This window comes from Paenibacillus sp. J31P190, assembly GCF_059692075.1.
In genome coordinates this window covers 142,346-167,806 of the sequence record NZ_JCAUAS010000012.1, presented here as the reverse complement: position 1 = coordinate 167,806, position 25,461 = coordinate 142,346, and the positions used below count along the sequence as shown (strand labels likewise).

Genomic DNA, 25,461 nt, shown 5'->3' with positions numbered 1-25,461 from the left:
TTCATTTTAAAAAGATTATCCTTTCACCGAACCCAGCATGACGCCTTTGGCAAAATGCTTTTGTAGGAACGGATAAACACACAGGATTGGAAGCGTCGCTATAACAACTGCAGCCATTTTTAAAGTTTCGGTAGGGATACTTTGTTCTGCCATCATCGCTGCTGCTGCCGATCCCCCCGCTTGAGTCGATGAGTCGATCAACATATTGCGCAGCACGAGCTGAAGCGGCCATTTGGCATGATCATTGATGTATAATACCGCACTAAAGAATGTGTTCCAGTAAGCCACTCCGTAAAATAATCCGAATGCGGCAAGTGCGGGAAGTGACAGTGGAAGGACAATCCGGAAGAAAACGCCAATATCGGTTGATCCGTCGATGATAGCGGATTCCTCCAACTCAACCGGAATGCTGTCGAAGAAGCTTTTCATCAGGATGACGTACCATCCGCTGGTCAGCACCGGTAAAATCAATGACCAGACGCTGTTAATCAATCCCAAATCGCGAACCAGCAAGTAAGGCGGGATCAATCCCGGACTGAACAAAAGTGTAATAAGAATCAATAACATGATTAGTCTTCTACCCTGCAACCGCTTACGGGATAAACCATATGCTAGCGCAGCTGTTATCACCAAGCTGAGTGCGGTTCCGACAGCAGCTAGAAAACCACTGATCATCGTTGCGCTTTGAAAAGCCGACGTAGACAACAAATATTTGTAAGAATCTAATGTCCATTTTTCTGGAAATAGGATATAGCCTTGCTTCTGGATGTACTCTGCCGGATCCGTAAAAGAAACGACAAATACATAGTAAAGCGGAAAAAGCGTAATGATCGCTATAATGCCGAGCACAATGATATTCGCTGTATCAAACATGCGGTCGCCTATGCTTCGTTTCATTATTCTCACCCCGTTACCGATAATTAGCGGTGATTAATAAACGCCTTCTTCGCCAAATCGTTTAGCCAGCTTATTAGCTGCAATAACCAGAATTAATCCGACCACGGATTTGAACAAACCGACGGCGGTACTGAAACTGAATTGTCCCTGCTGAATACCCAGACGATAAGCATAAGTTTCAAATACATCCGCGACATTGGACACTGCGCCGTTCATCATCAAAAATACTTGCTCGAAACCTACATCCATAATATGACCGAGCTTCAAAATGAACAAAACGACAATGACACTGCGGATCGCAGGCAGCGTTACGTGCCAGGCTTGCCGAATACGGTTGGCTCCATCCATTTTAGCCGCTTCATACTGCTGAGGATCCACGCCCGCAATAGCGGCTAGGAAAATGATCGTTCCCCATCCGGCTTCTTTCCAGACGTTTTGTACGGTAAGCAGTACCCAGAAATTATTTTCATTCGTTAAAAAGTCATATTTGGCCGCCCCTAAACTGACAAGCATCTTATTGACAATACCCGACGACTGCGACAACAACAAAAAGGTAATCCCTGCGATAATAACCCACGAAAGAAAGTGCGGCATATATACGATCGATTGGATCCACTTTTTGTAGACGGCATTGCGCAGTTCGTTCAATAAAAGGGAAAGTAAGATCGGCAGCGGGAAAAAGAACACCAGGCTCAACAAGCTGATAGCCATCGTATTTCGAAATAGAAGATAGAAGTCTTGGTTTGAAAAAAAACGGATAAAGTGCTCAAAGCCAACCCACTGACTTCCCGTTACACCCATATATGGCGAGTAATCTTGGAAAGCGATGACGACTCCCCACATAGGAACATATTTGAATATCAGAAAAAACAACACGCCAGGAGCAATCAACAAATAAAGAAATTTGTCTCGTCTAAGTCCGTGCATCACATGCTTCCATCTGCTTTTCGGTGCGGTTTTTGCGAGACTGCCCACATACAATTCACTCTGAGCTGCCATGGTACTGCACCTCCTTTTACTTAAAAAGCGACTTCGCGTAAGCAAGATCTTCGGCGATGTAGCGGTCTTTATTGGCCAGATCCGTGTACTCCGCAGTCAAACAGACAACACCGGCATAGTTTCGTTCTTTTACATAGTCAGCAATCCGTGGCCAGTGGGCCATACCGTGCCGTCCGGTCGTAAAATGACGTTTCCACTCGGCTGTTTCGGCTTCAGGTCCGTTGCTTCGAATAAAGAAACCGTTTTTCAGATTCACCATCGCAAGGTGGGACCAAACGATGTCTAATCCATATTCAGGCTGCTGTCCCGCGAATGCGTCGTGCGCAGCATCCCAGACTACACCGATATGGCCCGGGCTGAGGTTATCCATCAACCTCATAATTCCATTGGAATCGATGATAAAGTTTCCGTAATGCTGCTGGACGCCAACCTTCACGCTGTACTTCTCGCAAAGCGGTACCAGCTCTTCCAACATCCGCTTGGTCCGTTCTTCCGTCGCCTTATAGCCGTCCTGATCTATGTTGGCCATGATCCGGATAAGCGGCACTCCAGCCTCCGCACATGCGGCGAAAATCGACTCATCGGTTGAAGCGGCAACGCTGTATATGTTGACCCCTTGTTCACCGAGCTGCTTAGCGAATTCCGGCAGCGTTTTCTGGGCGGTTTCAGGCTCAACCTGAAACCCAGCGCGCACGGGAAGCTCGATGCCGTCAAACCCGATACTGCTTACAAAGCGAGCCAGCTCTGGTGCCGGTTTATCTTTCCAATGCTTGACAAAGAGTGAAAAAGAAAATGGCTTTTCTGAATTTTCCACAGCAGTGCTACACTCCCTCAGTCGAACTTGTTAAACGTTGACATTAGATTTTGTGATACTTAGCAATTGCTGCACATCCTTATAACATTGCTGCGCCAACACGGTATGTACGGGAAGATCGGAGCCAGGCTTGCTAACACTTTCAACAGTGAGGTAGCCGCTGTACCCGATTTGCTCCAGCCCGCGGAAAACTTCGTACCAGTCGATGCCGCCTTGATTAATGAGCCGGTGACAAAAATATTGCTCTTCCTGTTTGCCCTGTTTAGGCATGACCCGGTGGTATCGGCCGATATGCGGCACATAATCACTATATTCGAAAGCCCAAGGATACTGGTTTCCTTTCAATGCCACGATGTCTTTGATATGAACATTGAAGAGGTATGGTTTTAAGCGTTTAATGGTTTCTATCCCATAATCCGTCGGTACCTGATACAAGTTGACCGGATCCAAGATCAGCCCTACATTACTTCGCCCTACCGCTTCAACAAAGGCGATCGACGAATCCGCAGTATCACATAGTGTTCCATGGTGCATTTCAATAACCGCTCGGATATTGCGTTTGCTTGCAGCATCAGCGCAGAGTTGAAACCACTTCACAGCTTTCGCAAAATCATCCTTGGAAACCTCATCAGAATGCTGGAATCCTGGATTCAATCTCATCATGCCGCATCCGATCGTAGATGCAAAATTGAGATAGCGCTCCCATTTGAGAAACTCGGCATTATTTTCCTCCTCTGTATTGCAGGCAAAATTCCCTACAAACAGAGACAGATTAATAGGCGTTAGACGATAACCTTCAAGCAAATCTTTAATTTGCTCCGCCCGTTCTTGCGAGATATGACCGTCTTTCAACTCACCAACACCACGAATCTCGACACCCTCATAACCAATCGCAGCCGCATCTTTCAAAAAATGCTCGATTGTAGAATCATCATACATATTACCGCCTAAGACGATCATCGCTTTCACCCTATCCCCTCCGTAATAGCGCTTTCATTAATATGAGGATATCATAAAACAAGTGCAATACTTACGTCAAGATTTAAATTAAGTATTTATTTTTAATGAATTTAATAGTGAAATATGTCTCAATTAAGTAAAAATATATTGAACTTTGTTCTATTTTTTATTAAAGTGAGTACACTACCCTTATAACTTTAGGTTCAGGTATAATCGATTTAATGACATAATGATATAGCGACGGTGAAGTTCATGATAATTCCTAATAAAAGTGATCAAAAGGGCAGCAAAACCAGTATCATTCAAGCCTTGCGCATGCACGGATCCATGCCTCGGATTAAATTGACCAAAGTTACGGAACTGAGCAGGGCTACCATCTCTTCAACGATTTCCGAGCTCATGGATTGGAATCTTGTCAAAGAAACGGAAAAAGCCCCATCGACGGGTGGCCGTCCAGCTATTTCTCTAGAGCTTGTCCCTGGATCCCATGGCATTATGGGTGCCGATTTAGATAATCAAGTATGGACGCTAGGCGTATTTGACTTACTTGGCAATGTCCTGCATCTTACGAAAATACCGGTCAGCTCGTCCCAACCCGAGACAGCGATCCAGGAATTAACGGATCAAACCTCAAAGTTTGTGAAGGAATTGGACATCGAGATCATCAAATTGTTCGGTCTGGGAGTGCCAGGTCTTGTCGATACGAGACGAGGTATTATTAGGAGCGCATCCGATTTGGGCTGGTCTAACGTGAACATCGAGGAAATAGTAAGTAAAAAGCTGGGTTGGCCCACCGTGGCCATAAACAGGCACCGCGCCCGCGGGCTTGCCGAATGCCGATTCGGTTCAGGAAGCAGCTACAAGCATATGATTTATGTCGGGGTCGGCTCTGGCATAGCTGCGGGAATCTTTAATGATCGGCAGTTGGTGTCCGGTTCATTCGGAGGTGCAGGTGAGCTCGGGCATATTACAGTTGAACCAGACGGACCCGTATGTCCTTGTGGAAATAACGGATGTTTGCACCTATACGCTACGGCTTCAGCTATCGAACAGGAAGCCCGCAGACAGCTTCGCTCCGGTCAAGAGGAAAGTTTACTTAACGGTGTAGTACAAGGAAACGACCTCCAACTTCTCCAGGCAAGGGACGTTTGCTTGGCCGCAGATCAGGGCGATGAATTGGCGATACGCGTCGTTAATCATGCCGCCACTTATCTCGGCATTGCTCTGGCTAATCTGGTCAATTTACTGAATCCCGAGGCTATCATTCTTGGAGGATCCATCCCCAGTATGTGCAGCACCTATGTACAAACCGCCACCAAAGTTATGAAGCAGCGGTCCATGATGGCTCTATCCGCCGGAATAGCGGTAGATACTGCTGTATTGCCAGAAATCGGCGGAGCACTCGGTGCAATCAATTTTGCGCTTGATCAACATTTTTCTTTTACAATGATTCAGTAAAAACAAATCTCCACATTAGATTGCATTTCCGTTTTTCTCCATAAATAAGAAAGAGCACCGACCTATTAGTCAGTGCTCTTTCTTATTTATACGACACAAGAGCTTTCACTTACGCCTCTTTTAGCCGTGCAAACCTCCTACTAATCGCGGGCAATGACGATAGGGTCCAACCGGGATTTGGATCAGGCTGGTTATTCCTCGCGAAGCCATCTTGTAGATCTCATCACACAATCTCGCATCAAATCCTAGAAGCGGATGTCCCCCCATCCCGATAGCGGATGCCGCCAACAGTAAACGCTGAACGAGCATCCCTGCTTCCATCTGTTGGATACGGTACCCCCTATACCCCAGGGCACTTAAGAGATGCTCCTTGTCCCCTGCCACATGAAAGCATAACGGAACTTGAAACAAGTTCACGTTGTCGGAAGGCATTCCCTGCTGCAGCCTGAGCCGATGATCTCCATGACGTACCCGGCATAACGTATGAGCAGCGCTGTCATAATAGTAAGCGCCGTTCGGAATGCCCTCAATGTTATACAAACAGACGTATAGTGAGACGCGCGAAACAGGGTTCTCATGTGCTCCATCCAAATCGTTCCGATACCTGAAGGAAGATGTTGCCTCCTGCAGCAGCAAGGCCAACTGTTCTTGGCTTAGCTTGCCCATTACAAAATCACCGTCCGGTGAAAACCGTCGACGGCTTACTGACGCCAGATCATACAAGAGCCGCTTCACACGGGGCAGAGCAACCGCTTGATCCTCGCTGTGAACGATCTTACCTTCCCCAATTCGGCCTAACGGCCTAAGCGATTCCAATCGGGATGCTTCATTCATCTTGATAAGCATCGGAAACTCCTTGACCCTCCGGGACCGGACGTAGTGATCATGCTCAACCGACCTCAACTCCCGGCACAATTCGGTGGCAGAGATCCCCTCATCCTTATTGGCAAACCATGGGATCGCAGGCTCCACCGACAGTGGAATCACCGCATACACGCTTTCCTCTTGTTCGGACACTCCGAGAAGATCATTCACGGCCCGATCAAGAAACTGGAAATACACCCCTGACGCAAAGCCAAACCGTTTTGCCACTTCCAAGAGCTGCCCAATCAGCGCTCCTGCATCCAGTCCTTGCAGGCGGTAGGAAAAGTTATTGTATTTAAAGAAGTTTTTCCAAAACAGGGTCGACACAAAAACAGCACCAAAGCAAGTTGATACGTCACAGCGATTGCCAAGAGCCCGGGCTAAATATGAATCGAAGTCACCTTCGCGCAGCAATACCAAACGATGGTGTGCCACATCATAATGATATACCCCTGCCTGCATATCCTCTAGCTTCAGATACACGTATAATTCATTCGGATATAAGGCTCCCCCTGAGGGAGCAAACCGCCGGTACAACTGCAGCAGACCCATGTTTTGTACCATGGAATTCGAGGCAGGGAGTGACTGGGACAATTGCGTGAGCCCGAATATGTACCAGAGAAAATGGCCCATTCGACGGAGGTCGGGTATCACTGGCGCTTCGCCGCCTTCAAGCGTCAGCGGTACTTCCGGAGATAACGGAACCACAGGCAAACCGCGGTAGAGCTTATACGCAAGCGGTCGATCCTCCCAATCCACCACCAAGTCCGGCGGTTTGGTCTTGTCAATGTCATAATGCAGATTGTGCAGAAATACCTCCAGACTCAGACTCATCCTTCTCCCTCCTGATAGAAACGAGGCTGTCAACCTCACCGCGTTTCTATATTTGATACCATAGCTTAAACTATTTGCACGAAGGCATCATTCGTCGACGGTTGGCAGTGTGATATTCATAGGTTAAAACCCTATGGAAACGGATGCGGATACGGATTGAGACGTTCTAGCCTCAGCGGCTGCTTCGCATATCCGAGTTCCATAGGTACCCTCAGCACCCGCTCCAACCCTGCCAAGCGAGTAAAGTGATGGCCGAATGTCATTGGCAGCATCCCCGGGATCAGTACTTTCACGCAATGCAGTCCATTTCGAATGATTTCCGGCGCTGTCAGATCCACCACGATGACATCGAGATTCAATCGGCGGAACGCCTTAAGAATGTCCTTCAGATCGTCCGTTAAATCAGCATGCCTTGCCTCCCGCTTGAATTCCTCTTCAAAGGTTCGCAACGGGCGATTTTCATCCAGCAGAAATTGAAGGCGCTCCTGCGCTTGCGGCAAACCGTACAGCAGTGAATGATCCTCCATCTGATGTACCAAGGAGGAATCGTGAAACATCCGAACATACTCTTCCCGGTTCGCCTCAAATTTCTTATCCAGATTCAGTACCATGCCGGCCAATTCGTGAACCGCACCTTTCACTGCCCGTACCGGTTCAGGATGAGCTCCGGCCGCACAGATGAGATTCACTCCTGTTTGTTTCGTGTTTTTCGCCACCCCCCAAACGCTTGGAATCCCGTTCTCCGTTGTAGAGTTAAAGAAATACACTTCAAACCCCGCCACGGCCCGCAAACGATCAATCATCAACCGCAATTCTCTGTCGTTAGCGGAAGAAAGGTCAAGGCGTGGGAGAGACATCTGCGCATACCAAGCCATTAGAAACGAATCTCGCTCCACTACTTCCAATATGCCGTAAAAAATGGCCTCCTCCAAACTTCCTCCTAACGCGCATCCGTTGGAAGACTCGAACACGAAACCATGCCCACAGCCCATGCTGTAATAGGCGAGCTGCTCCGGAACCAGAATCGGACGCTCTTGCAAAAGCGAATAACCCCATACCCAATTGATTGAGTGATCAGGATTGAATGTTGTGAAGGGAAACCCCGGCCGAGCATACTGTTCCTTCGTGTGCACCCCTACCTTGACAGGGTCGAGCGCTTGATCTTTCAGATTGCGGTAGCTGCCATGGACTACCGTCCGTTTGCCTCGGGGTGCTAGACCGCAGTACCGCTCCAATCCCTCCAAAATGGCGGTCAATTCGCTAGCCGCATAGGAATGAGTTCGACCTGCCGTTCCCACATCCTCCGATAATAACGGCAGATTCACACTTACATCGGCAAATGGCGACGCAAGGTCAACCATTTTCCCATTCAAAAATCCGGTCCGATAATCCAGATAGTCTCTGGCCAAGACTTTTTTCAGGTCATCCATCGGCTTGGAGCGGTAACTGTCTGAGCTGATCTTCGGACTTGGTTGCAGCGAAATGTGTGCTGTTGTCGATGAATCGTCAGGCAATTGACTACAAACCGGACACAGCGGGTCTGGGAGAAAGAAGTGAAGTGTGCTCTCCAGCGTTTTCAGGTTGATCAAAAACAACTTCCCTGCCGACTGAACCGGATTGCCTTGTAACATCCTCCGTGCCTCCGCCACCAGCAGGTGAGCCACCTGCAAAAGTCCTGTACGCGACGCCCAGGCATCACTCGGCATTCCCCCATGTACCACCAGCCTCATCTGCAGCTTCCGCATCTCCTTGCGCTCGCGTCCCGCCATGAGGTGCCGCATGTCTGCACACTGGGAACACCCGCTTGTAATCGGACTTACCAGAGGCCCGATCACGCCTTCGCCAAATGAAACGAAGCCGCGCAACCAAGGAATGCCGGCTGGCTGCAGCAGTTCTTCCGCCTTTTGATGAACGTAAGGATGCCAAGCATCGTGCAGCACCAGAACCAAGTCCACTGCTTCCGGTACTCCCGCCTCGAAATTGATCTGACGTACGACCTCGAATTGGGCAGATAGTTCTTCGTACACGCTGTCCGCCAACACCCCATCTCCCACAATCAAAACGACAGCGCTCACTGATATCCCTCCTCTCGCAGCAACACGCCAAACACTCCTGCCATTTCCTCTTTTAAAAACGGTTCTACAGCCAGATCGAAGACCAAGAGCTGCTTACCATTCCGTTCCAACACCTGCAAGGCGGACTGCAGAACCTCCGAATTTGCCGACCCTTCACATGACGGGATCTCAAGGCTGATCGGCGACTGTTCTGACAGACGCACGGACGAAACATCCAACACTTGTGATGTGAAGCAAGCCGCTTGGTTTTGTACCTCCAACAGGGCCTGTTTCAAAGCATCCCGTAACGCCAGGGTCACATTCAAGCCTACACCACCATACCAGTGATCACTCGTACCGACCCACACCACAGGGAATCCGGACACTTCCTCTCCCAAGCCAATCATCGATTCTCCCTTCAACGTCGTCAAAGCCTGCAAATAAAACTGGCAGTGTTTATCTTCTACCGCAGACAACTGTACTCGAAAGACAGAGGGCAACTGAGCCCCCTGCTGCTTGCCCAATACCTCGGTCAAACACCTTTGCAACCCTCGGCCAATGCCTTCCGCAACCGTTTCTCCCGCTCCAACGCCGATAAATTCTTGAGGTTCTATCCTGCTCCCCGTAGCTTCCTGATTGGAGGGAGAGGTCGAAACGAGCAGGCCAGCCATCCGTGACATATACGCTTCAATCCCGGTCAGCCCTGCTTCCCGCCGTGCCCCCTCATGCGTCAAATCAGTACAAACGATGTCGGGCAGTAGCCCAGCCGGCCCTTCTGATAGCGGATCGACTGCCTGAACGCGACATTGAGAGAGCGGTAGCTGTTTTAAGTCTCCCTCCTCCCAAATATGGAAAATCCCTGATTCCGCCGATGTCAACTGGCCGAAGTAAGGAAGTAATCCGTTCTCACTTTTGCTTGATCTCCGCTCGAGCTGCAGATCGAAATCATGTGTCCACCTAGCTGCTGTACGTCCGGTCACGAGCGGATGGGGCATGAACGAATGCCATTTTCCTTCCAAAGTCTCCAGATTAAGCAGATAAAATGGATTACTTTGTTCCGAATCGTTCACTCCCGTAATCTTTTTTAGTAATTCAAACACAATCACATTCGCTAACATCGCTCCTGCTGTAGAAGAAAAGGTATGCAGCTGAGGGTCTTTATAAATCGCGGATTCGTGTATGCTGCGCCACGCTGACTCCCAGCAGCCCTCAAAGTCCGGATGCACTAGCGGACCCGCCAGCCCCACCTGCTGCAAACATACAGCGGGAAGAAAAACCTTTTTCTCCTCTCTGCAAACCGCATGAAGAACCCGCAGTTCCTCAATATCACCCTCCCGTGACACAAATAAAATCGAATCAAACGGCCTTACAGCGTCCCGCCAACTCCGAACCCCCTCCTTCTGCAGAGTAACCTCCTCTATAGCCACCTCGGGGTCCGTTTTACGGGCATGTGCCGCCAGTTCTGACATCCGTTGCCGATCAGTCGGTTCTGAGCCCGAGACCAGAACGTGAATCGTGGGCAATCCGGATTCAAGCAGCGCAGAAATTGCTGAGATTAAGAATGGGCCAGAGCCGACTGTCAATATTTTGGCCTGACGATAGGACTCAAATCGGTGTTCACCCGAATCGCCGAAATTGTTCAAAAATTCAATTTGAGAAGCATACTTTTTGAGAACTTCTTCCGGCAATTGATGTGGCTTGTCTTGGCTTACATCCCGAACAAAGCCATTCCGATATAACATTTCTGCAATTCCATATACCTGGTTTCTATGTTGGTCGGGCAATCCGTCTGTCAAATCCTCCAACCTATGCTCCCCGTTGAATATCGGTATCAGTTTTTCAATCCACTGATCGATCAACTCGCCTTCCATGCGGAACGAGCTTACATTGTTTCGAAAATATACACTACCGTTTGGATCAGGGAGAAAAAACGTATCCCTCTTCACCTTCAGTCGCATCGAAGGGTTCAAATTCGTCATTTTTTTCCTCCTCCGTAAGCTGTTCTCAATCTGCCCTAACTCTTCACAAGTAATCTTATGTACAGCTATTTGTCCCTCATGTCTTATTCTTTAAGGGAAGTACACCCTTAAATAGACATGGGAAAAACCCCTGTGCCGCTGCAGGGGCTTTTCTCTTCTCATTAGGCAGTCAATCTCAACGGCCACCATGATGACAGTTGTGGCAATTGTGGCAGTTATGGCAGTTATGGCAATTGTGACAATTATGACAGTTGTGGCAGTTATGGCATTGGTGACAAGTGAAACAATTGAAACAATTAAAGCAATTTAAGTTAACGCAACTGAAACAAGTGAAGCATAATCGAGCATCTTGTTGGCCTTGAGTGTTCAAAGGTGTTGCCTCGCTCGCCTTGAACTCGGAAACATTCAATTTCATTAAATCCTTTTTGAAATCATTCATCATTCCAACCTCCGTTTGATAGATAGTTGTGCCGACAGCATATACAACTTCTCTTTGAGATTCGCCAATCATTCGTATACCCAATGACAACATATGAACTTAGCTCCGCGCTTGTTACTGATCTAAATGCCTATATTTTTTTGACCTTTATTACATGTGGATTGGCGATAATGGCTCATTTTTGTGTAAGTTACTTACGGCATGAATAATCGCATTCCCCTGAATAGCAAATAGGAGCCCAGCCAAGTCCAAGTGGCTGAGCTCCTATTTCTTTTCGTTTTTGCGGATTTACAACATGGAGCCAAGGCAAACAGAACCCTGTCCAAGAAGCTATTTTCCCATTTAACTTCATTCTCTAAGAGAAGCCTCGTTTTCTTTAGGCTGCCTTGGTTGTGTGACTGTTCAAGCCATACCTCTTAGCCAGACGCTGCCCGTATAAAGCCGCTAGGATTTGTTGAAAAAGCATACCTGCAACCACCGGAAGCGCAACAGGCGGCGGAAAAAAGCTGATAGCGAGCACTGCACCCGCACTCAAATTTCTCATTCCTGAATTGAAGGTGAGGGCAATTGTGACTTCGCGGTCCCACCTCATCATCCGGGACACAAGCCATCCTGCCAAATAACCGATGGTTGCACATGCGAAAGAAACAGCAATGATTTTTACCAACTGACCATTCATGTCTTTCAGATAAGGAGCAATGACCGAAGAATTAATTGCAACAACCACAAAAAGTCCTATTTTTGAAAAGGGCGCCAACCGCGGCCCCCAGGTTGTTTTAATTCTGCCTTTCGTCCATTGATTAAGCAGCATGCCAAGCAATGATGGGATCACAACCATTAAGAATAACCCACTCATTATATCCCATGGGTCCATATGCACCTTAGCTCCAACAATGAGAGAGAGACTAAGCGGCACAATCAATGGAGATAGCAGCGTATCCAGTAAGATGAGCGCCAAAGTGAGCGCTATATTCCCCCCGTATATGGTAACCCACACCAAGCTGACAACCCCGGTAGGAATAACGAACAGGAGTACAAATCCAGTCTGTGTCAAATCATCACCCGGGAAAAAGATCGAGCCGGCCCCCCATCCCAGTAACGGCATCGCAAGATGCAAAATGATAAAGTTGGCTATAATCGGAAACGGATGCATCATCACTCTATGTAAATCCTTAAAATTAGATCCAATACTTCCGGCAAACGTCATTGCAGCAAATATCCACGGTACTAGAAAGCTAAGATGATGCAGCCAAGCTGAGCATATTAACCCAACAATAACAGCAGATGGCGTTACAAAAGGCATCGCTTTTTCGAGTACTTTATTCAATCGGATTAGCATAACACAACCTTCTTTTGTCTTTGATAGTGAGACTTTTCCATAGCTCCGTATACTTCGGTTCCCACTAATGCAAATCCTGCAAAAAGCAAGGCTAGAACGATCTTCCTCCGTCGATAAGATCTGGTCGAAAACTTCAACCCCCAAGAATTTGATCAATAAGATCCAATTCTTCTTGAGTGAAAGTAGGCTGCTTCAGAGCTGCCACATTATCGTCAAGCTGACTCACTTTACTTGCCCCAATTAAGGCGGAGGTCACATATCCCTTGCGAAGAACCCAAGCTAAAGCCATCTGGGCAAGGCTTTGCCCACGCTCCTGAGCTAATACATTCAAAAGACGAGACTTAGCAATCTTTTCCACGGTAATATCCTCAGGTCTTAGGAACACACTTCCACCTGCCGCACGGGAATCCGCCGGAATGTTTTCCAAGTAACGATCCGTCAGTAACCCCCTGGCTAGAGGGCTATAAGCGATTGACCCCACGCCTTCTCTTGCCAATATGTCTTGCAAGCCCTGCTCTAACCGTCTTTCGAACATCGAATAGTGAACTTGATGGATGATGAACGGAGTACCGAGACTTTTCAAAATAGCTGCTGCTTGCTCCGTTTGCTCCGCATTATAATTGGACACACCTACATATAGCGCTTTTCCTTGCCGCACAGCCTGATCCAAGGCGCCCATTGTTTCTTCCAGAGGTGTTTCAGCGTCAAAACGGTGCGAATAATAAATATCGACATAGTCCATCCCAAGCCGCTTCAAGCTCTGGTCAAGGCTAGCTAGCATGCTTTTACGGGAGCCCCGCTCCCCGTACGGACCGTCCCACATGCGATAGCCTGCTTTGGTCGCAATAATCAACTCACCACGGTATGGGTGAAGATCCTTCTTCACAATTTGTCCGAACGTTTCCTCCGCAGAGCCTGCCGATGGACCATAGTTATTCGCAAGATCAAAATGCGTAATCCCCAAGTCAAACGCATGGCGCGCTAAGGCCCTGCTGTTCTCGAATACATCAACGCTTCCAAAATTATGCCATAATCCAAATGAGATCGGAGGCAGCTTAAGGCCGCTCTTTCCGCTTCGATTGTACGGCATTTCTGCATATCTTCCTTCATTTGCTAAATAGTTCATCGATGATCCTCCTTGTGTGCTTGCCATAAGTTCTATTGGATAGAGATGGTTGCGAGGCCCGAGGCTGGAACCGCAAGCTTATGAATACCTGTTGTCAGTATGGCAGACAGCTCCTCTACAATGTCTCCACAGCAATTTTTAATACTCACTTTCACTAATCCAACTTCACCAGTAACCTCTAGATAAAGTCCATCCTGTCTTCTACCATTCACCACAATCCACTCGGACACCAGTTCCGACGCATCCATAGGCACAATTCTGTCATGGTAGGCAACAATAATCCCTCTATTGTCTTTAAAAGCACGGACTAGCGGATACAACAGCTCTGGATTCATAGACTCAATACGACCTTCTAACAGCAGATCACGGTTCTTCTTCCAGAAGGAAAGCCAGTATTCGAGCATTTTCAAGTGATTGGAAGGAAGCTTATCCAAGAGGACGGATACTTGAGGCACAGAGAACAGGCAATTAATTAGCTGCAAGGCGGCGCTTTCCACGGGTTCCTCCGAATGCCACATGATCATATCCGCATGAGCTGCCGTATCTCCGCAAATCAGCCTAATGTCCAGCGTCCGCACTCGGTTCTGGATGCTGTCATTCGGACAGTCCGCTGCCCGGAACATATTGCCGTATTTGCGCATGGCAGGACCGATATACATCTGGCGGAATTCGATCATGATATCGGGATTCAATTCTCTCAATCTGCCGATAGAATCCGTCAATAAACGGTCAACGGCTGCTGGTATAGACTCATAATCCTTCCCCTCAACTGTTGAGGGAAGCTGCAGTTCAGGTGAATAAAACGTATCAATGAAATCTAGCTTGAAGCCGTCCAAGCCCCATTCTTTCACTGCTTCTTCATATTTATTGATGATATACTCTCGGACATCAGGGTATCTCGGATCGAGCACGGCTGCCCCGTGTCCTTCATTAAACCGAAGAATTTTATTCTTAAATCGATCCCACACCTTGCTGTATTTGCCGATAAAAGGAACCGAGTACCAGAGAATAAACTTCATGCCTAGCTCATGAACCGCATCAACATGCCGCTTCATATCGGGAAATTTGCCCTCGTAAGTCTCCCAATCGCCGCAGTACGCATACCCCCTGCGGTTATCTTCCGTCTGCCAGCCATCGTCCACGATGACGGCTTCCATCCCCAACTTCTTGGCGATTCGGCACTGCTCTTCGATATGTGCATCTGTTACATTCTGATGCATACTGTACCAGGTCGAATACATCGGCTCCTTAGCAGCCGCAGGAACGTAAGCCGGGCGATATTCCGGCATGGCGCTCCACCACTCTTGAATGCCTTGAAGGCTTTCATAATAAGGAATATCTCTCGTATCTACGAGCAGCTTCGCCTCATAAGATGTGAAAGGCGCCGTCGTTTCTGTAAACAATCGAATGCGGCAATGGAAATCGGCCGTTTCCTCGCTGATGCCTCCCGAATAGTGCACCGTGTTAAGTGCATCCGAATAAGCAAATGTCAGCCTATTGCGGCTCTCACTATTAAATAAGGCATAAACAGGAGCCGACGCAGCCGCGTTGGAACGTAATGTGCGCATCCAGTCGGCTTTAAAGCTCTTATTCCGGTCCTGGGCCGGATGCCAGCTGCCCTGAATGTCACAGGCAGGATGCGACCATTGAAGTGTAAAAACGGGAGGCGTCAGCGCCTCCACTGCTTCCAATTGCAGTGTGATGAGATCGATTCCCTCCTGCAGCTTTTTCGTAAATAGCGTGACAGTAAACCCATGATCCTCACCCGATAAAGTAAAGGTATGACTATCCGTGTTTATGATTTTGTTCATACTGCGTCCTCCTGCTGTTGATTCTTATGACGATTCGGGCCTGCATGGCACCACACGGTGACAATCGGGTCGTCCTCACTCGAATTGAGGTGATGATCCTCACCTGGTTCAACAATCACGATATCCCCGGTTGTTACCGGAATATGCTCCCCGTTTATTTCCATCGTTCCGGTTCCCTGCAAAATAATGAAAGCTTCACAATCGCCATGGACATGGTAGTCCCTTCCATCCGGTCCATCGTTCGTGTGACTGCGCTCTCCCCGTTTCGCGAATGAAAGACCGCCTGAAGATAAATAAGCACCTGGTAAAACATCTTGTAAAATGTGGCCGTTCCTCTTATCCTGCAAATCGCTCAAACGCAGCTTTTTCATCTTGTCATTCCTCCATTTTCAAGCGGTAAAGGCGGCTTCGGAAATCGCCTTTCCAGATCGGTAAATTTAGACCCACATGCATGAGCTCATCCCCGCCAAATATTTCCACACCATCGCCTTGATCTTCCGCATCGTAAAGTAAGTAATTGCTCTCTGCCGCTAAACCCTTCAATCGCAGCTTCCTGAGAGGCGCATTCGGCTCCGACAGTACTTGGAAAAAAGCGACCAACGCTTCCTTCTTATCCTCGGATACAAACATCCAAGCAGCGCTAATGTGTTCAAAAGGGCTGATCAAACGGTAAAATTCGCCGAATTGGATCAACGGCCGCAATTGTTTATAAAGCGCAACTTGCTTCTTCACGGCTTCCTTTTCCGCTTCCGTAAATGTGGTCAAATCCAACTCGTAGCCAAAATTACCCGACATCGCCACATTCCCCCGCATATCGAGCGGCGTCGTACGATGCACTTGATGGTTAGGAACTGCGGAAACATGAGCACCCATCGTGCTGATTGGGTAAACGATACTCGTTCCATATTGAATTTTCAGTCGTTCTACCGCATCCGTATTATCGCTCGTCCACGTCTGCGGCATATAGTAGAGCATCCCAGGATCGAACCTTCCGCCCCCACCGGAACAGCTTTCGAACAACACGCTTGGGAATGCGGAGGTTATCCGTTCCATCACTTCATACAGTCCGAGCATATAACGGTGAGCCGTTTCACGCTGCCGCTCAGGCGGGAGCTGGGCAGAACCGATTTCCGTCATATTGCGGTTCATATCCCATTTCACATAGGTGATTGGACTGCTCGCAAGAATATCGGTGATGACCGTTACGATGTAGTCTCTTACATCTTGACGCGAATAATCTAGAATCAACTGCTGTCTCGCTTCTGTCCTCCGCCGGCCAGGTATGTGGAGGCACCAGTCAGGATGGGCCCGATACAGGTCGCTGTCCGGGGATACCATCTCAGGCTCAAACCATAGACCGAACTCTAGATCTTGCTGCTTCACACGGCTTACCAAATCCGGCATGCCTTGCGGGAGCTTACCTCGATCAACGAACCAATCTCCGAGTGAGCTTTTATCATTGTCACGCTTGCCAAACCAACCATCGTCCAGCACTAGAAGCTCTAAACCAAGCTCCTTGCCGACTCGTGCAAGCTCTTCAATTTTATCCGCGTTGAAATTAAAATAGGTGGCTTCCCAGTTGTTGATCAGAATCGGCCGGTGACGATCGCGGAATTGTCCACGGCATAACCGTGTGCGATACAGCCTGTGATACGTGCGCGACATCCCGCCGATACCTTCCGCGGAATAGACGAGAACTGCCTCAGGCGTTTGGAAGGTTTGCCCAGGCTCCAAGAGCCAAGAAAAATCAAATGAGTTGATGCCCATCACTACACGGGTCGTTCCGTAAGGATCCACTTCGGCTTGAGCAACAAAGCTGCCGCTGTAGACAAGACTGAATCCATAGGCTTCTCCATGGTCTTCATCTGCTTGCTTGGAAAGCAGGGCCATAAAGGGGTTGAGCGAATGGCTGCTAGACCCACGTCGGCTCTCAATGACAGACCCGCCTGTTAGAATGGGGCGTCTTTCGATATGACGCTCGCGCGCCCATGTGCCTGATAAATGAAGCATATCGAAATCGCAGCGGGATATATCGATACCAAAGCTTAGTGCTCGAAGCAGCTTGATCGATTGGTTTCCCACATTTATGAATCGTACAGACCGGGTTATCGCATCCAAATCACGAAATACGGTATACGTGAGAATAGCCTTCAATCCGATCACCGGATCGGCCAATATAACATCGATACTCTCCGCTTCGCTGTCATCCTCCGTATAGGTGGACGGCAGTCCCTCTAATGGTGCTTTTCCCGCGTATATCCGATGGGACTCATAGATGAGTTCACTGACCGTAGTTCCGTCTTCTAATTGAACCTGATAGGCTGGAACGCGAAAATCACTACCTCCGTATGCCGGATATTCCTGCGGCAACGTATCCAAAGACAGCGTTAGATCATTCGGGTCCGTGGACGGCGAGAAAGAGCAGCGACGTCTTATCGCGAGTAAATTTCCCGGATTGGTTCCCCGTATTTGGCGTCCCCAATGAACGTGAGCCAAAAATTTGGATTTGATCAGCTGCATGATATAGCTCGATGATTTCCCTTGAAGATGGAAAGTTTGCGAATTCGAATCGTACACAATCCCCATTATTCCGCGTCTCCTTTTGCTTATTAAACCTTTAGATGCTTCCATGCCCCTCGTTTGAACCTAAAATAAATCAGATTAGATCTGAGAAACTGATCGCATGCAACTGCACTCCATAAGCCGATCATGCCCCAATGAAAGACGTAAACAAACAAATAACTGAGTACAACCCGTATTCCCCACACACCAATGAATGTCGAATATAAGGGGTACCGGGTATCTCCTGCTCCTCTTAACGCTCCTCCAAGAACAAACTGCGATATTTGCGATACCTGGATAAAACCTACGATCCGAAGGGCCCATGCCCCTTCGCGAATAATCGTCTCGTCATTCGTATACAGCATGAGGATATGGGGTGCGAGCAAGATGAAAAGTGTTCCCATAAAACCGGCCACGAACATGCCGTACTTTCTGACTTGCCACACATATCGTTCGGCGAGGTCGGGTTTACTTACGCCAAGGGTTTGCCCAACTAGCGTAGAAGCTGCGATGGCAAAAGCAGCCCCCGGCATAAAGGATATCCCGATTATGCTCGTTACAATTTGAGATGCCGCGACGGCAACCGTTCCGAGTCCAGCACAGATTTTCACAAACGTCATAATCCCTAATCGCATAATAAGCTGCTCAAGACTGCTCGGTATCCCTATCTTCAACATGCGGCTGATCATCGCCTTATCCAAACGGCTTATATCCGACCAGCCGATACGGACTGCAAATCTGCCGCTGAACATGACGGCTATAAAGCAAATCATAGCCCCGGTCTGGACCGCTAAGGTAGCGATTGCCGCCCCCGTAATGCCCATTTGCGGAAAATCGAGGTGACCGTAAATCAACACGAACCCGAGGATAACATTAACGCATCCTGACAGCACATTGATTTTCATCGGAGTCCGTGTGTCTCCCGCCCCTCGCAGAATTGCGGATAAAGCTGACGAGATAGAGGAGAAGCCAATGGAGAAAAACATTAATTTCGCATATGGCAATCCATATTGTACGACCTCAGCGCTGGCTCCCATCAAATGGAGCATGCTCTCCGCAAAGGTGACTCCAAGCGCAACAATTAGGACAGACAGGACGGTACCGAGAAGAAGCGACTGCCCTGCGGCCAGATTCGCGTCCCCCATTTTGCCCGCTCCTGTGGAACGTGCGACGATAACGGTTGTACCTGTATTAAGCGCTGCAAAAAGGACGGTCAGTAATAAATAAGGTTGGCTCGTTAAGCCCACCGCCGCCACGGCAATAGCCCCAAGGTGTCCGACCAGAATCATCATCACCATTTGGGTCATATTCATGAGCAGCATTTCCGTCAAAGATGGACCTGCCAGCTTGAAAATCATCCGGCGAACGGCTTTATCATCCTGCGGATCAATCGAGGCGGATTCGCTGAATAATTCTAACCCTGCACTCATGGCCGACCCGCCATCAGATGTTCCATCCTGGCAAATAAGCTTTCGTATTTTGCAGCATTTGATCGAACAATACCTCGGCATCGTGGATATCGATATTCACAAGCGGATCGTTCATAAACGCTTTGAATGCTAAGTCTTTGTCCTTATGAAGAGCAGCCTTCAAAATAAGCTCCTGATTCATCGTATGTTGCAAGACCAGATTATTAACTTCTATCGGAAGCTCGCCCGCGTAGACCGGACGCAAACTGTTCGCTGAGAACACAGCATTCGTTTCTACAACGGCTCCCAAAGGAATTCCTTTCATTTGACCAACGTTGGGAACGTTAATATTGGTTACAAATTGTTCAAGTCCGATTAGACCTTTTAACTGTCTGACCTCTTCCTCTCCAGATGCCTTGAGCGGCAGTTTCTCCTCGGAACGTAGCAGCTTACTGTAAAAAAGTTCCGTTGCTGCATGCTTGTCGACACGGCTTTGTACCGTCGTTAAGCCGAACTTCCATGAACGAACTGTCTCCGGATCTTTCAAATACCAAGGAGGCATAAATTCCGCCAAGTGGCGATCACCTGCTGCTGCAATAACGCCATAGCGCCGAAACAAATCAAACTTCACGCGGTTAGCGGCCGTATACGTGTTCGTGAGCCAGGCATCTTTGTTGTGCTCAAATCCGGATTCAAAGTATGTATCAACAAACTTCCGATACATCGGAAGTAAATCCAAATTTTGATATGTTGCTTGATCGATCCAAGTAAAATGATTGATGCCCAGCACATTCACTTTCACTTGATCCCGATGCACACCTTCAATCCCTTCCATATCCCGCAGCATACGAATCAAAAGACCTTGCACACCGAAAATCTCATGGCAGCAGCCAAGTGCTTTAATTTTTGGAAACACTTCAAAAAGCGTCCGCGTACAGAGCGTCATTGGATTCGTGTAATTGAACACCCAGGCATCCGGTGAATAGCGCTCAATGGCTTGTGCTATTTCCACATACATGGGAATGGTGCGCAGAGCTCTGACAAGGCCACCGGGTCCAGTCGTATCGCCAACGGCCTGATAAATGCCGTATTTCTCCGGTTCATGCACATCGGATTCCATCTCCCGGAATGTACCGGGCAGGATTGAAATAAACACAAAATCGCATCCACTAAGCGCCTCTTGGAGCGTCGGATACGCCTTGTAAATCCATTTGGATTTCGTCTCCGCATAATCTGAAACCGAATTACCCAGCTTTTCATTATTTTTGGCCTTGCCATAATCAAGGTCGTACAAACGAATGGTGCCTGACAATTGACCATCTAACGCCAGATCGGCAATCAGATTTTTCGCCCAATACATCGAGCCTCCACCAATATAAGCGATTTGGATATCGCTGACTTTCTCATTAGCAAATTTCATGTTGCCCCTCCCTCTTGTCTCGGAACCGTCTTGCATACGTACCAGTATAGTTAACAATTCCAAATTTCGGGATGGCAAAAATTAAGTCAGGTTGTGATTTTTTACACTTTTATGTACGAAAGATGGCCATATTCTGAAAGGCCTTAGCTAGCAGGGGGTCATCCAAATCTTACCACCCAAAATATAACCACCAGCAGTCTTGTATTTGGATGTGCTAAATTATTGGGCAAATTACGATAGCTACAATACAATTTGCAGCCTGATAGTTCATTTCATTGGATTAAATCCAATAGAAGCCGTCTTCAGACGACGAATCGGCCATTTCATTGGATTAAATCCAATAGAAGTCGGTCTTCGGAAGATGAATCGGCTATTTCATTGGATTTAAACCCAATGGAAGTCGGTCTTCGGACGATGAATCGGCCATTTCATTGGATTAAATCCAATGGAAGTCGGTCTTCGGACGATGAATCGGCCATTTCATTGGATTAAATCCAATGGAAGTCCGAGTTCGGACGAGAATCGGCCATTTCATTGGATTAAATCCAATGGAAGTCGGTCTTCGGACGATGAATCGGCCATTTCATTGGATTAAATCCAATAGAAGCCGTCTTCAGACGATGAATCGGCCATTTCATTGGATTAAATCCAATGGAAGTCGGTCTTCGGACGAGAATCGGCCATTTCATCGGATTAAATCCAATGGAAGTCGGTCTTCGGACGATGAATCGGCCATTTCATTGGATTAAACCCAATAGAAGCCGTCTTCAGACGATGCATCGGCCATTTCATTGGATTAAATCCAAAGGAAGTCCGAGTTCGGACGACGAATCGGCCATTCTATTGGATTTAATCCAATAGAATGGTGATTTTCACAGCCTCAGAGAGCATTTGATTGGATTTATTCCAATGGAGTTGCAATTTTCGTCTTGAAAACCAATGCCGATGTACCAGAAGCTATATAAAAAAGCAAAAGGGCTGTCCCAAAAGTCATTTTAGAGTGATGTTAGGCCACTCTCCCCTAAACTGTACTTTGCTATGGTCACAAGTATTTACTGAGGGGGAACGTCGATGTGCTAATTGGACGAAAAATCGCAGAAATCATGAGGAAGAGGAACGATGATGCGTTAATTCGCTATTTTTTTGCCACCCTGAGCGTTTAATTGATCAAATTGCGCCCTCACGTTCCTCTCATTCGATTTTCAGTGCAAAAATCCCAAAATAACGAATCGACGTTCCGCTAACTAGAGGTCAGGTGACTTTTGCCTTTTAAAACACAAAAAAATGAGATGACAAGTAATTACCTTGCCATCTCATTTTTCCTTATATAGATAAAGCGTCTACAGCAGACGCTTTAAACGTAGAATCGTGAATCGGTTGCGCACGAAAAGCGCATCCTTCAGGGACGCCTCCACCAGCTCGGGCTCCACACCGAGCTGCTCTGGCGTCACCTTCCCCTGCACGGCCTCGAGCCAAGCGATGAGCTGCGATGGTGCAGGGACCGCACGGGCGATGGCTTGCACATCGCCCCACTTCTCCGCGATGCGCGCCTTCAGCGCCTGCGCATCTACAGCCGTGCCATTCGCCGGGAAATTCTCGGCGATGACCTGCTCGGCCATGTCCCCATAGACCTGCCGGATGCGCTCCGCATCCGTAAGCTCGCTGGGGACATGGCCCTGCGCTAGGCGCGCAGCGGCCGCGTCGGCCGTGAGCCCCTGCAGCGCCTGATAGCGCTGCGCCATGAGCACGGTCGCGACGCCGACCTTCGCGCCGTGCAGCAGCGCCCGGCGGCGCTGCTGCAGAAGCACCATCTCCCAGTAGTGGGAGAGATGGTGCTCAGCCCCGGAGGCCGGCCGCGAGTGGCCGACCATGAGCATGGAAAGGCCTGATAGGATCAGGCCTTCCATCAATCGGAGCAAGCCGAGATCGGTGCGCTGCGCGATCTCGTCCAAATGAGCCGTGCAGAGCTCCACGGCTTCCAGCGTCAACCGAGCGCTCAGCTCGCAGTAGTGCTCGCCGAGGAGCACACGGCCAAGCGACCAATCGGCCAGCGACGTGTGCTTGCCGAGCATATCGCCGAGGCCGGCCGCAATCATCGCCTGCGGCGCCTCCGCCAGCACCGCGAGGTCGGCGAAGATCGCCTCCGGCGCGCAGGCTGGGATCGTCTGCTTGAAGCCGCGAACGATGAGCGGCGCGCCCACTGAGGCGAAGCCGTCCACCGACGGCGCCGTCGGCACAGACAAGAACGGCCGCTTCGTACGATGTGCTACGAAGCGCACAATGTCGTGGACTGTACCCGCGCCCACGGCCACTATTACCTCCGATGTAAGCGGCATGTCCAGCATCACCTGGACAATCGCTTCTTCATCGGCCGCCACTTCCCCCATCGCGTTCTCGCGAATCACGCTGATGCTCACCTTCACCTGCGCGGCTTCCAGCAGCTCGCGCAGTTTCTCTCCAGCCGCTTGATACGTCCTCCCGTCCGCGACAAGCGTCACTTCCCCATAGCCGGCTTCTTTCACATACCCGGCTACCTGCGCAAGCGCATTCCGTTCAATAATGATGCGCCGAATCGGCACTTCGTGCCGCAACCCGCAAGCGCAATCCATACTCTTTCCTAACCAGACATCCAATATCTCACTCATCCCACGCAGCCTCCTCTGTCTCCTGGCTCTACCGTTCCGTTCCAACATGTACGTACAAGTGATTCTTCCCCTATTCTAGCAAAAGCTATGCTATAATGAAACACATTCTGGCTGCAATTATTGTAACTAGAGAGGAGATCATTAACCTCATGCCTATCCAAACAGAAACGGAGCTTTATGCTCCGATTAAACAATATTTCGAGCAGCGAGGATACACCGTACGTGCGGAGATTAAGCATTGCGACTTAGTTGCCATTCGCGGCGATGAGCCCCCAATTATTGTCGAATTGAAAAAAAGCTTCAATATCCCGCTCCTCGTGCAAGGCATCGATCGTCTGCGGCTGACGGATCAGGTCTATGTCGCTTTCGAGCTTCCTAATAAAGGACGAGCGCCTCATCGACTGCAATGGGAAGAAATTCGACGTTTATGCCGCATGCTCGGTCTAGGTGTACTGACCGTTCAATTCTTCAAACGCAAACAGCCCGCAGTGGATCTCATCTGCGAGCCTACTCCCTATCTATTACGTCCGAATAAGCGGGCTGCCTTGAAAGTCGTAAATGAATTTCATGAACGCAGTGGGGACTACAACGTTGGAGGCAGCTCTAAACAAAAACTCATGACTGCCTACCGCGAAAAATCGCTTCATTGCGCCTACCTAATGCGTCAGCATGGACCGCTTAGTCCTCGTCAGCTTCGCGATTTCACGAGCAATAAAGCTGTGAGCTCCCTGCTTCAAAAAAACTACTACCGCTGGTTCGTACGCCAAAGCCGCGGTATTTATCACATCACCCCACTTGGGGAGCAGGCGTTAGCGGACTATGCCCATGTTGTAACTGCTTTCCCAGGGGCGGAGACTTCCGACTCGTCTGCTGTTCTATCTACTATATAAACCCTTAAGAGCGAACTACAACTCGATGTATGTTCGCTTCTTCTTTTAACATCAACAGTGCTTTGTTCATCCAAATCGCCGCCTGCGCCCCTTCTCCCATAGCAATAGTGACTTGTTCCGCATGAACGCCTACATCCCCAGCTGCCCAGACGAACGGCACACTCGTCATTTTGCTGCGGGGATCCGTTACAATGTGGCGATTCTCCAATCGCTCCGCGCCTAATTGCCGTGCCAAATCCGACTTCACTTCATTCCCGCCGAAGGCAATAAACCCACGCTCCGCACCGATTCGTTCCCCATTTGCTAAAACAACACCGCCAAATAAGCCATTGGTTTCAGCCATGACCTCCCCAATATCTTCCGCGACATAGGTGATTCTCTTTTCCTTCAGCTTTGCTAGTAGTTCGCTCTTCACTGCTTTCTGCTCATGATTTACATAGGTCAGCTTGTCCGTACGCGTACTAAGCGTCAGGGCCATTTCCGCTCCAGAATCACCAGAACCCATCACAACAGTCTGTTTGTTTTTAACCTCATAGCCATCGCAATCTGGACAGACGTAAACAGTCAGCCCTAGACAGTTTTTCAGATTAGGCAGCTCGGGAATACGGTCTAGAAGCCCTGTAGCCAAGAGTAAAGTTGGGGCTTCATATCCCTTACCCGACTTCCCCCATAGCTCAAATCCATCCCCAGGCTTCCCTTTGTTTACGGCTTGTACAACTTCATCTTTAGCGAAAATAACACCCAGCTTCTCAGCTTGAAGCCTCCCCAATCGGCGAAGCTCTTCACCCGATACACCATCTGGCCACCCCAAAAGGTTATGATAACTTTTACATAGTGTAGACCGGCCATAACCGGCATCTATAACAAGCACACGATGCTCATATCTTCCTAATTGAATAGCCGCTTGAAGTCCAGCAATACCTCCGCCAACAATCATGCTGTCATACTGCTCCATAACCGC

General features: G+C 48.8%; 20 protein-coding genes. 3 read left to right on the top strand and 17 right to left on the bottom strand.

Annotation, left to right across the window (positions count from 1 at the left end; genetic code table 11):
- Positions 1-15 precede the first annotated feature (15 nt).
- Genes AC58U0_RS21350 through AC58U0_RS21335 form a run of 4 tightly spaced genes read right to left on the bottom strand, consistent with a single transcriptional unit; the run spans position 16 to position 3,670 of the window.
- Positions 16-897 (bottom strand): carbohydrate ABC transporter permease, encoded by an 882-nt coding sequence (locus AC58U0_RS21350; RefSeq protein ID WP_497380989.1) that lies wholly within the window; start codon positions 895-897, stop codon positions 16-18.
- 33 nt (positions 898-930) lie between these two features.
- Complete coding sequence (locus AC58U0_RS21345) at positions 931-1,896, bottom strand: ABC transporter permease (protein WP_497380988.1); 966 nt, start codon at positions 1,894-1,896, stop codon at positions 931-933.
- A gap of 16 nt (positions 1,897-1,912) precedes the next feature.
- Complete coding sequence (locus AC58U0_RS21340) at positions 1,913-2,710, bottom strand: sugar phosphate isomerase/epimerase family protein (protein ID WP_497380987.1); 798 nt, start codon at positions 2,708-2,710, stop codon at positions 1,913-1,915.
- A 30-nt stretch (positions 2,711-2,740) separates the two neighbouring features.
- Entirely contained in the window at positions 2,741-3,670 is a 930-nt protein-coding gene (locus tag AC58U0_RS21335; protein ID WP_497381024.1) for a sugar phosphate isomerase/epimerase family protein, read from the bottom strand.
- Positions 3,671-3,922: 252 nt separating this feature from the next.
- On the opposite strand from AC58U0_RS21335, the gene AC58U0_RS21330 reads away from it, so the two are divergent.
- Positions 3,923-5,128 carry an ROK family protein gene (locus AC58U0_RS21330; RefSeq protein WP_497380986.1) on the top strand — a complete coding sequence of 402 codons (1,206 nt, stop codon included), beginning with the start codon at positions 3,923-3,925 and terminating at the stop codon, positions 5,126-5,128.
- 120 nt (positions 5,129-5,248) lie between these two features.
- Here the strand turns inward: AC58U0_RS21330 and AC58U0_RS21325 are convergent, their stop codons facing one another.
- The 11 genes from AC58U0_RS21325 to AC58U0_RS21275 all read right to left on the bottom strand — a co-directional run bounded on the left by AC58U0_RS21325 (position 5,249) and on the right by AC58U0_RS21275 (position 20,965).
- The gene (locus AC58U0_RS21325) at positions 5,249-6,820 is read right to left on the bottom strand and encodes a SagB family peptide dehydrogenase (RefSeq protein WP_497381023.1); all 1,572 of its coding nucleotides are present in this window, start codon (positions 6,818-6,820) and stop codon (positions 5,249-5,251) included.
- Positions 6,821-6,957: 137 nt separating this feature from the next.
- Positions 6,958-8,901, bottom strand: a complete 1,944-nt coding sequence (locus AC58U0_RS21320; RefSeq protein WP_497380984.1) for a TOMM precursor leader peptide-binding protein — start codon at positions 8,899-8,901, stop codon at positions 6,958-6,960.
- Positions 8,898-10,859, bottom strand: a complete 1,962-nt coding sequence (locus tag AC58U0_RS21315; protein ID WP_497380983.1) for a putative thiazole-containing bacteriocin maturation protein — start codon at positions 10,857-10,859, stop codon at positions 8,898-8,900. The genes AC58U0_RS21320 and AC58U0_RS21315 overlap by 4 nt, the downstream gene beginning before the upstream one ends.
- A 175-nt stretch (positions 10,860-11,034) precedes the next feature.
- Positions 11,035-11,298 carry a hypothetical protein gene (locus AC58U0_RS21310; protein WP_497381022.1) on the bottom strand — a complete coding sequence of 88 codons (264 nt, stop codon included), beginning with the start codon at positions 11,296-11,298 and terminating at the stop codon, positions 11,035-11,037.
- Positions 11,299-11,674: 376 nt separating this feature from the next.
- Positions 11,675-12,637 (bottom strand): bile acid:sodium symporter family protein, encoded by a 963-nt coding sequence (locus tag AC58U0_RS21305; RefSeq protein ID WP_497380982.1) that lies wholly within the window; start codon positions 12,635-12,637, stop codon positions 11,675-11,677.
- 133 nt (positions 12,638-12,770) lie between these two features.
- A complete protein-coding gene (locus AC58U0_RS21300; protein WP_497380981.1) occupies positions 12,771-13,763 on the bottom strand; it encodes an aldo/keto reductase in 993 nt (330 codons plus the stop codon).
- A gap of 32 nt (positions 13,764-13,795) precedes the next feature.
- A complete protein-coding gene (locus AC58U0_RS21295; RefSeq protein WP_497380980.1) occupies positions 13,796-15,574 on the bottom strand; it encodes a glycoside hydrolase family 36 protein in 1,779 nt (592 codons plus the stop codon).
- Entirely contained in the window at positions 15,571-15,945 is a 375-nt protein-coding gene (locus AC58U0_RS21290; RefSeq protein ID WP_497380979.1) for a cupin domain-containing protein, read from the bottom strand. Before AC58U0_RS21290 ends, AC58U0_RS21295 begins: the two co-directional genes overlap by 4 nt.
- 4 nt (positions 15,946-15,949) lie before the next feature.
- On the bottom strand, positions 15,950-18,160 hold the full coding sequence (locus AC58U0_RS21285; RefSeq protein WP_497380978.1) for an alpha-galactosidase: 2,211 nt from the start codon (positions 18,158-18,160) through the stop codon (positions 15,950-15,952).
- 23 nt (positions 18,161-18,183) lie between these two features.
- Positions 18,184-19,566, bottom strand: a complete 1,383-nt coding sequence (locus tag AC58U0_RS21280; protein ID WP_497380977.1) for an MATE family efflux transporter — start codon at positions 19,564-19,566, stop codon at positions 18,184-18,186.
- Positions 19,567-19,579: 13 nt separating this feature from the next.
- Positions 19,580-20,965 carry a family 4 glycosyl hydrolase gene (locus tag AC58U0_RS21275; protein WP_497380976.1) on the bottom strand — a complete coding sequence of 462 codons (1,386 nt, stop codon included), beginning with the start codon at positions 20,963-20,965 and terminating at the stop codon, positions 19,580-19,582.
- Positions 20,966-21,462: 497 nt separating this feature from the next.
- Between AC58U0_RS21275 and AC58U0_RS21270 the strand changes: the two genes are divergently transcribed.
- The gene (locus AC58U0_RS21270; protein ID WP_497380975.1) at positions 21,463-21,714 is read left to right on the top strand and encodes a hypothetical protein; all 252 of its coding nucleotides are present in this window, start codon (positions 21,463-21,465) and stop codon (positions 21,712-21,714) included.
- A 591-nt stretch (positions 21,715-22,305) separates the two neighbouring features.
- Here AC58U0_RS21270 and AC58U0_RS21265 read toward each other — a convergent pair.
- Complete coding sequence (locus AC58U0_RS21265) at positions 22,306-23,610, bottom strand: sn-glycerol-1-phosphate dehydrogenase (protein WP_497380974.1); 1,305 nt, start codon at positions 23,608-23,610, stop codon at positions 22,306-22,308.
- 149 nt (positions 23,611-23,759) lie between these two features.
- On the opposite strand from AC58U0_RS21265, the gene AC58U0_RS21260 reads away from it, so the two are divergent.
- Positions 23,760-24,500, top strand: coding sequence for a DUF2161 domain-containing phosphodiesterase (locus AC58U0_RS21260; RefSeq protein WP_060647969.1), 741 nt, complete (start codon positions 23,760-23,762; stop codon positions 24,498-24,500).
- 4 nt (positions 24,501-24,504) lie between these two features.
- On the opposite strand, the gene AC58U0_RS21255 is transcribed toward AC58U0_RS21260, so the two are convergent.
- Positions 24,505-25,455, bottom strand: a complete 951-nt coding sequence (locus AC58U0_RS21255; protein WP_497380973.1) for an NAD(P)/FAD-dependent oxidoreductase — start codon at positions 25,453-25,455, stop codon at positions 24,505-24,507.
- Between the last annotated feature and the right edge of the window lie 6 nt (positions 25,456-25,461).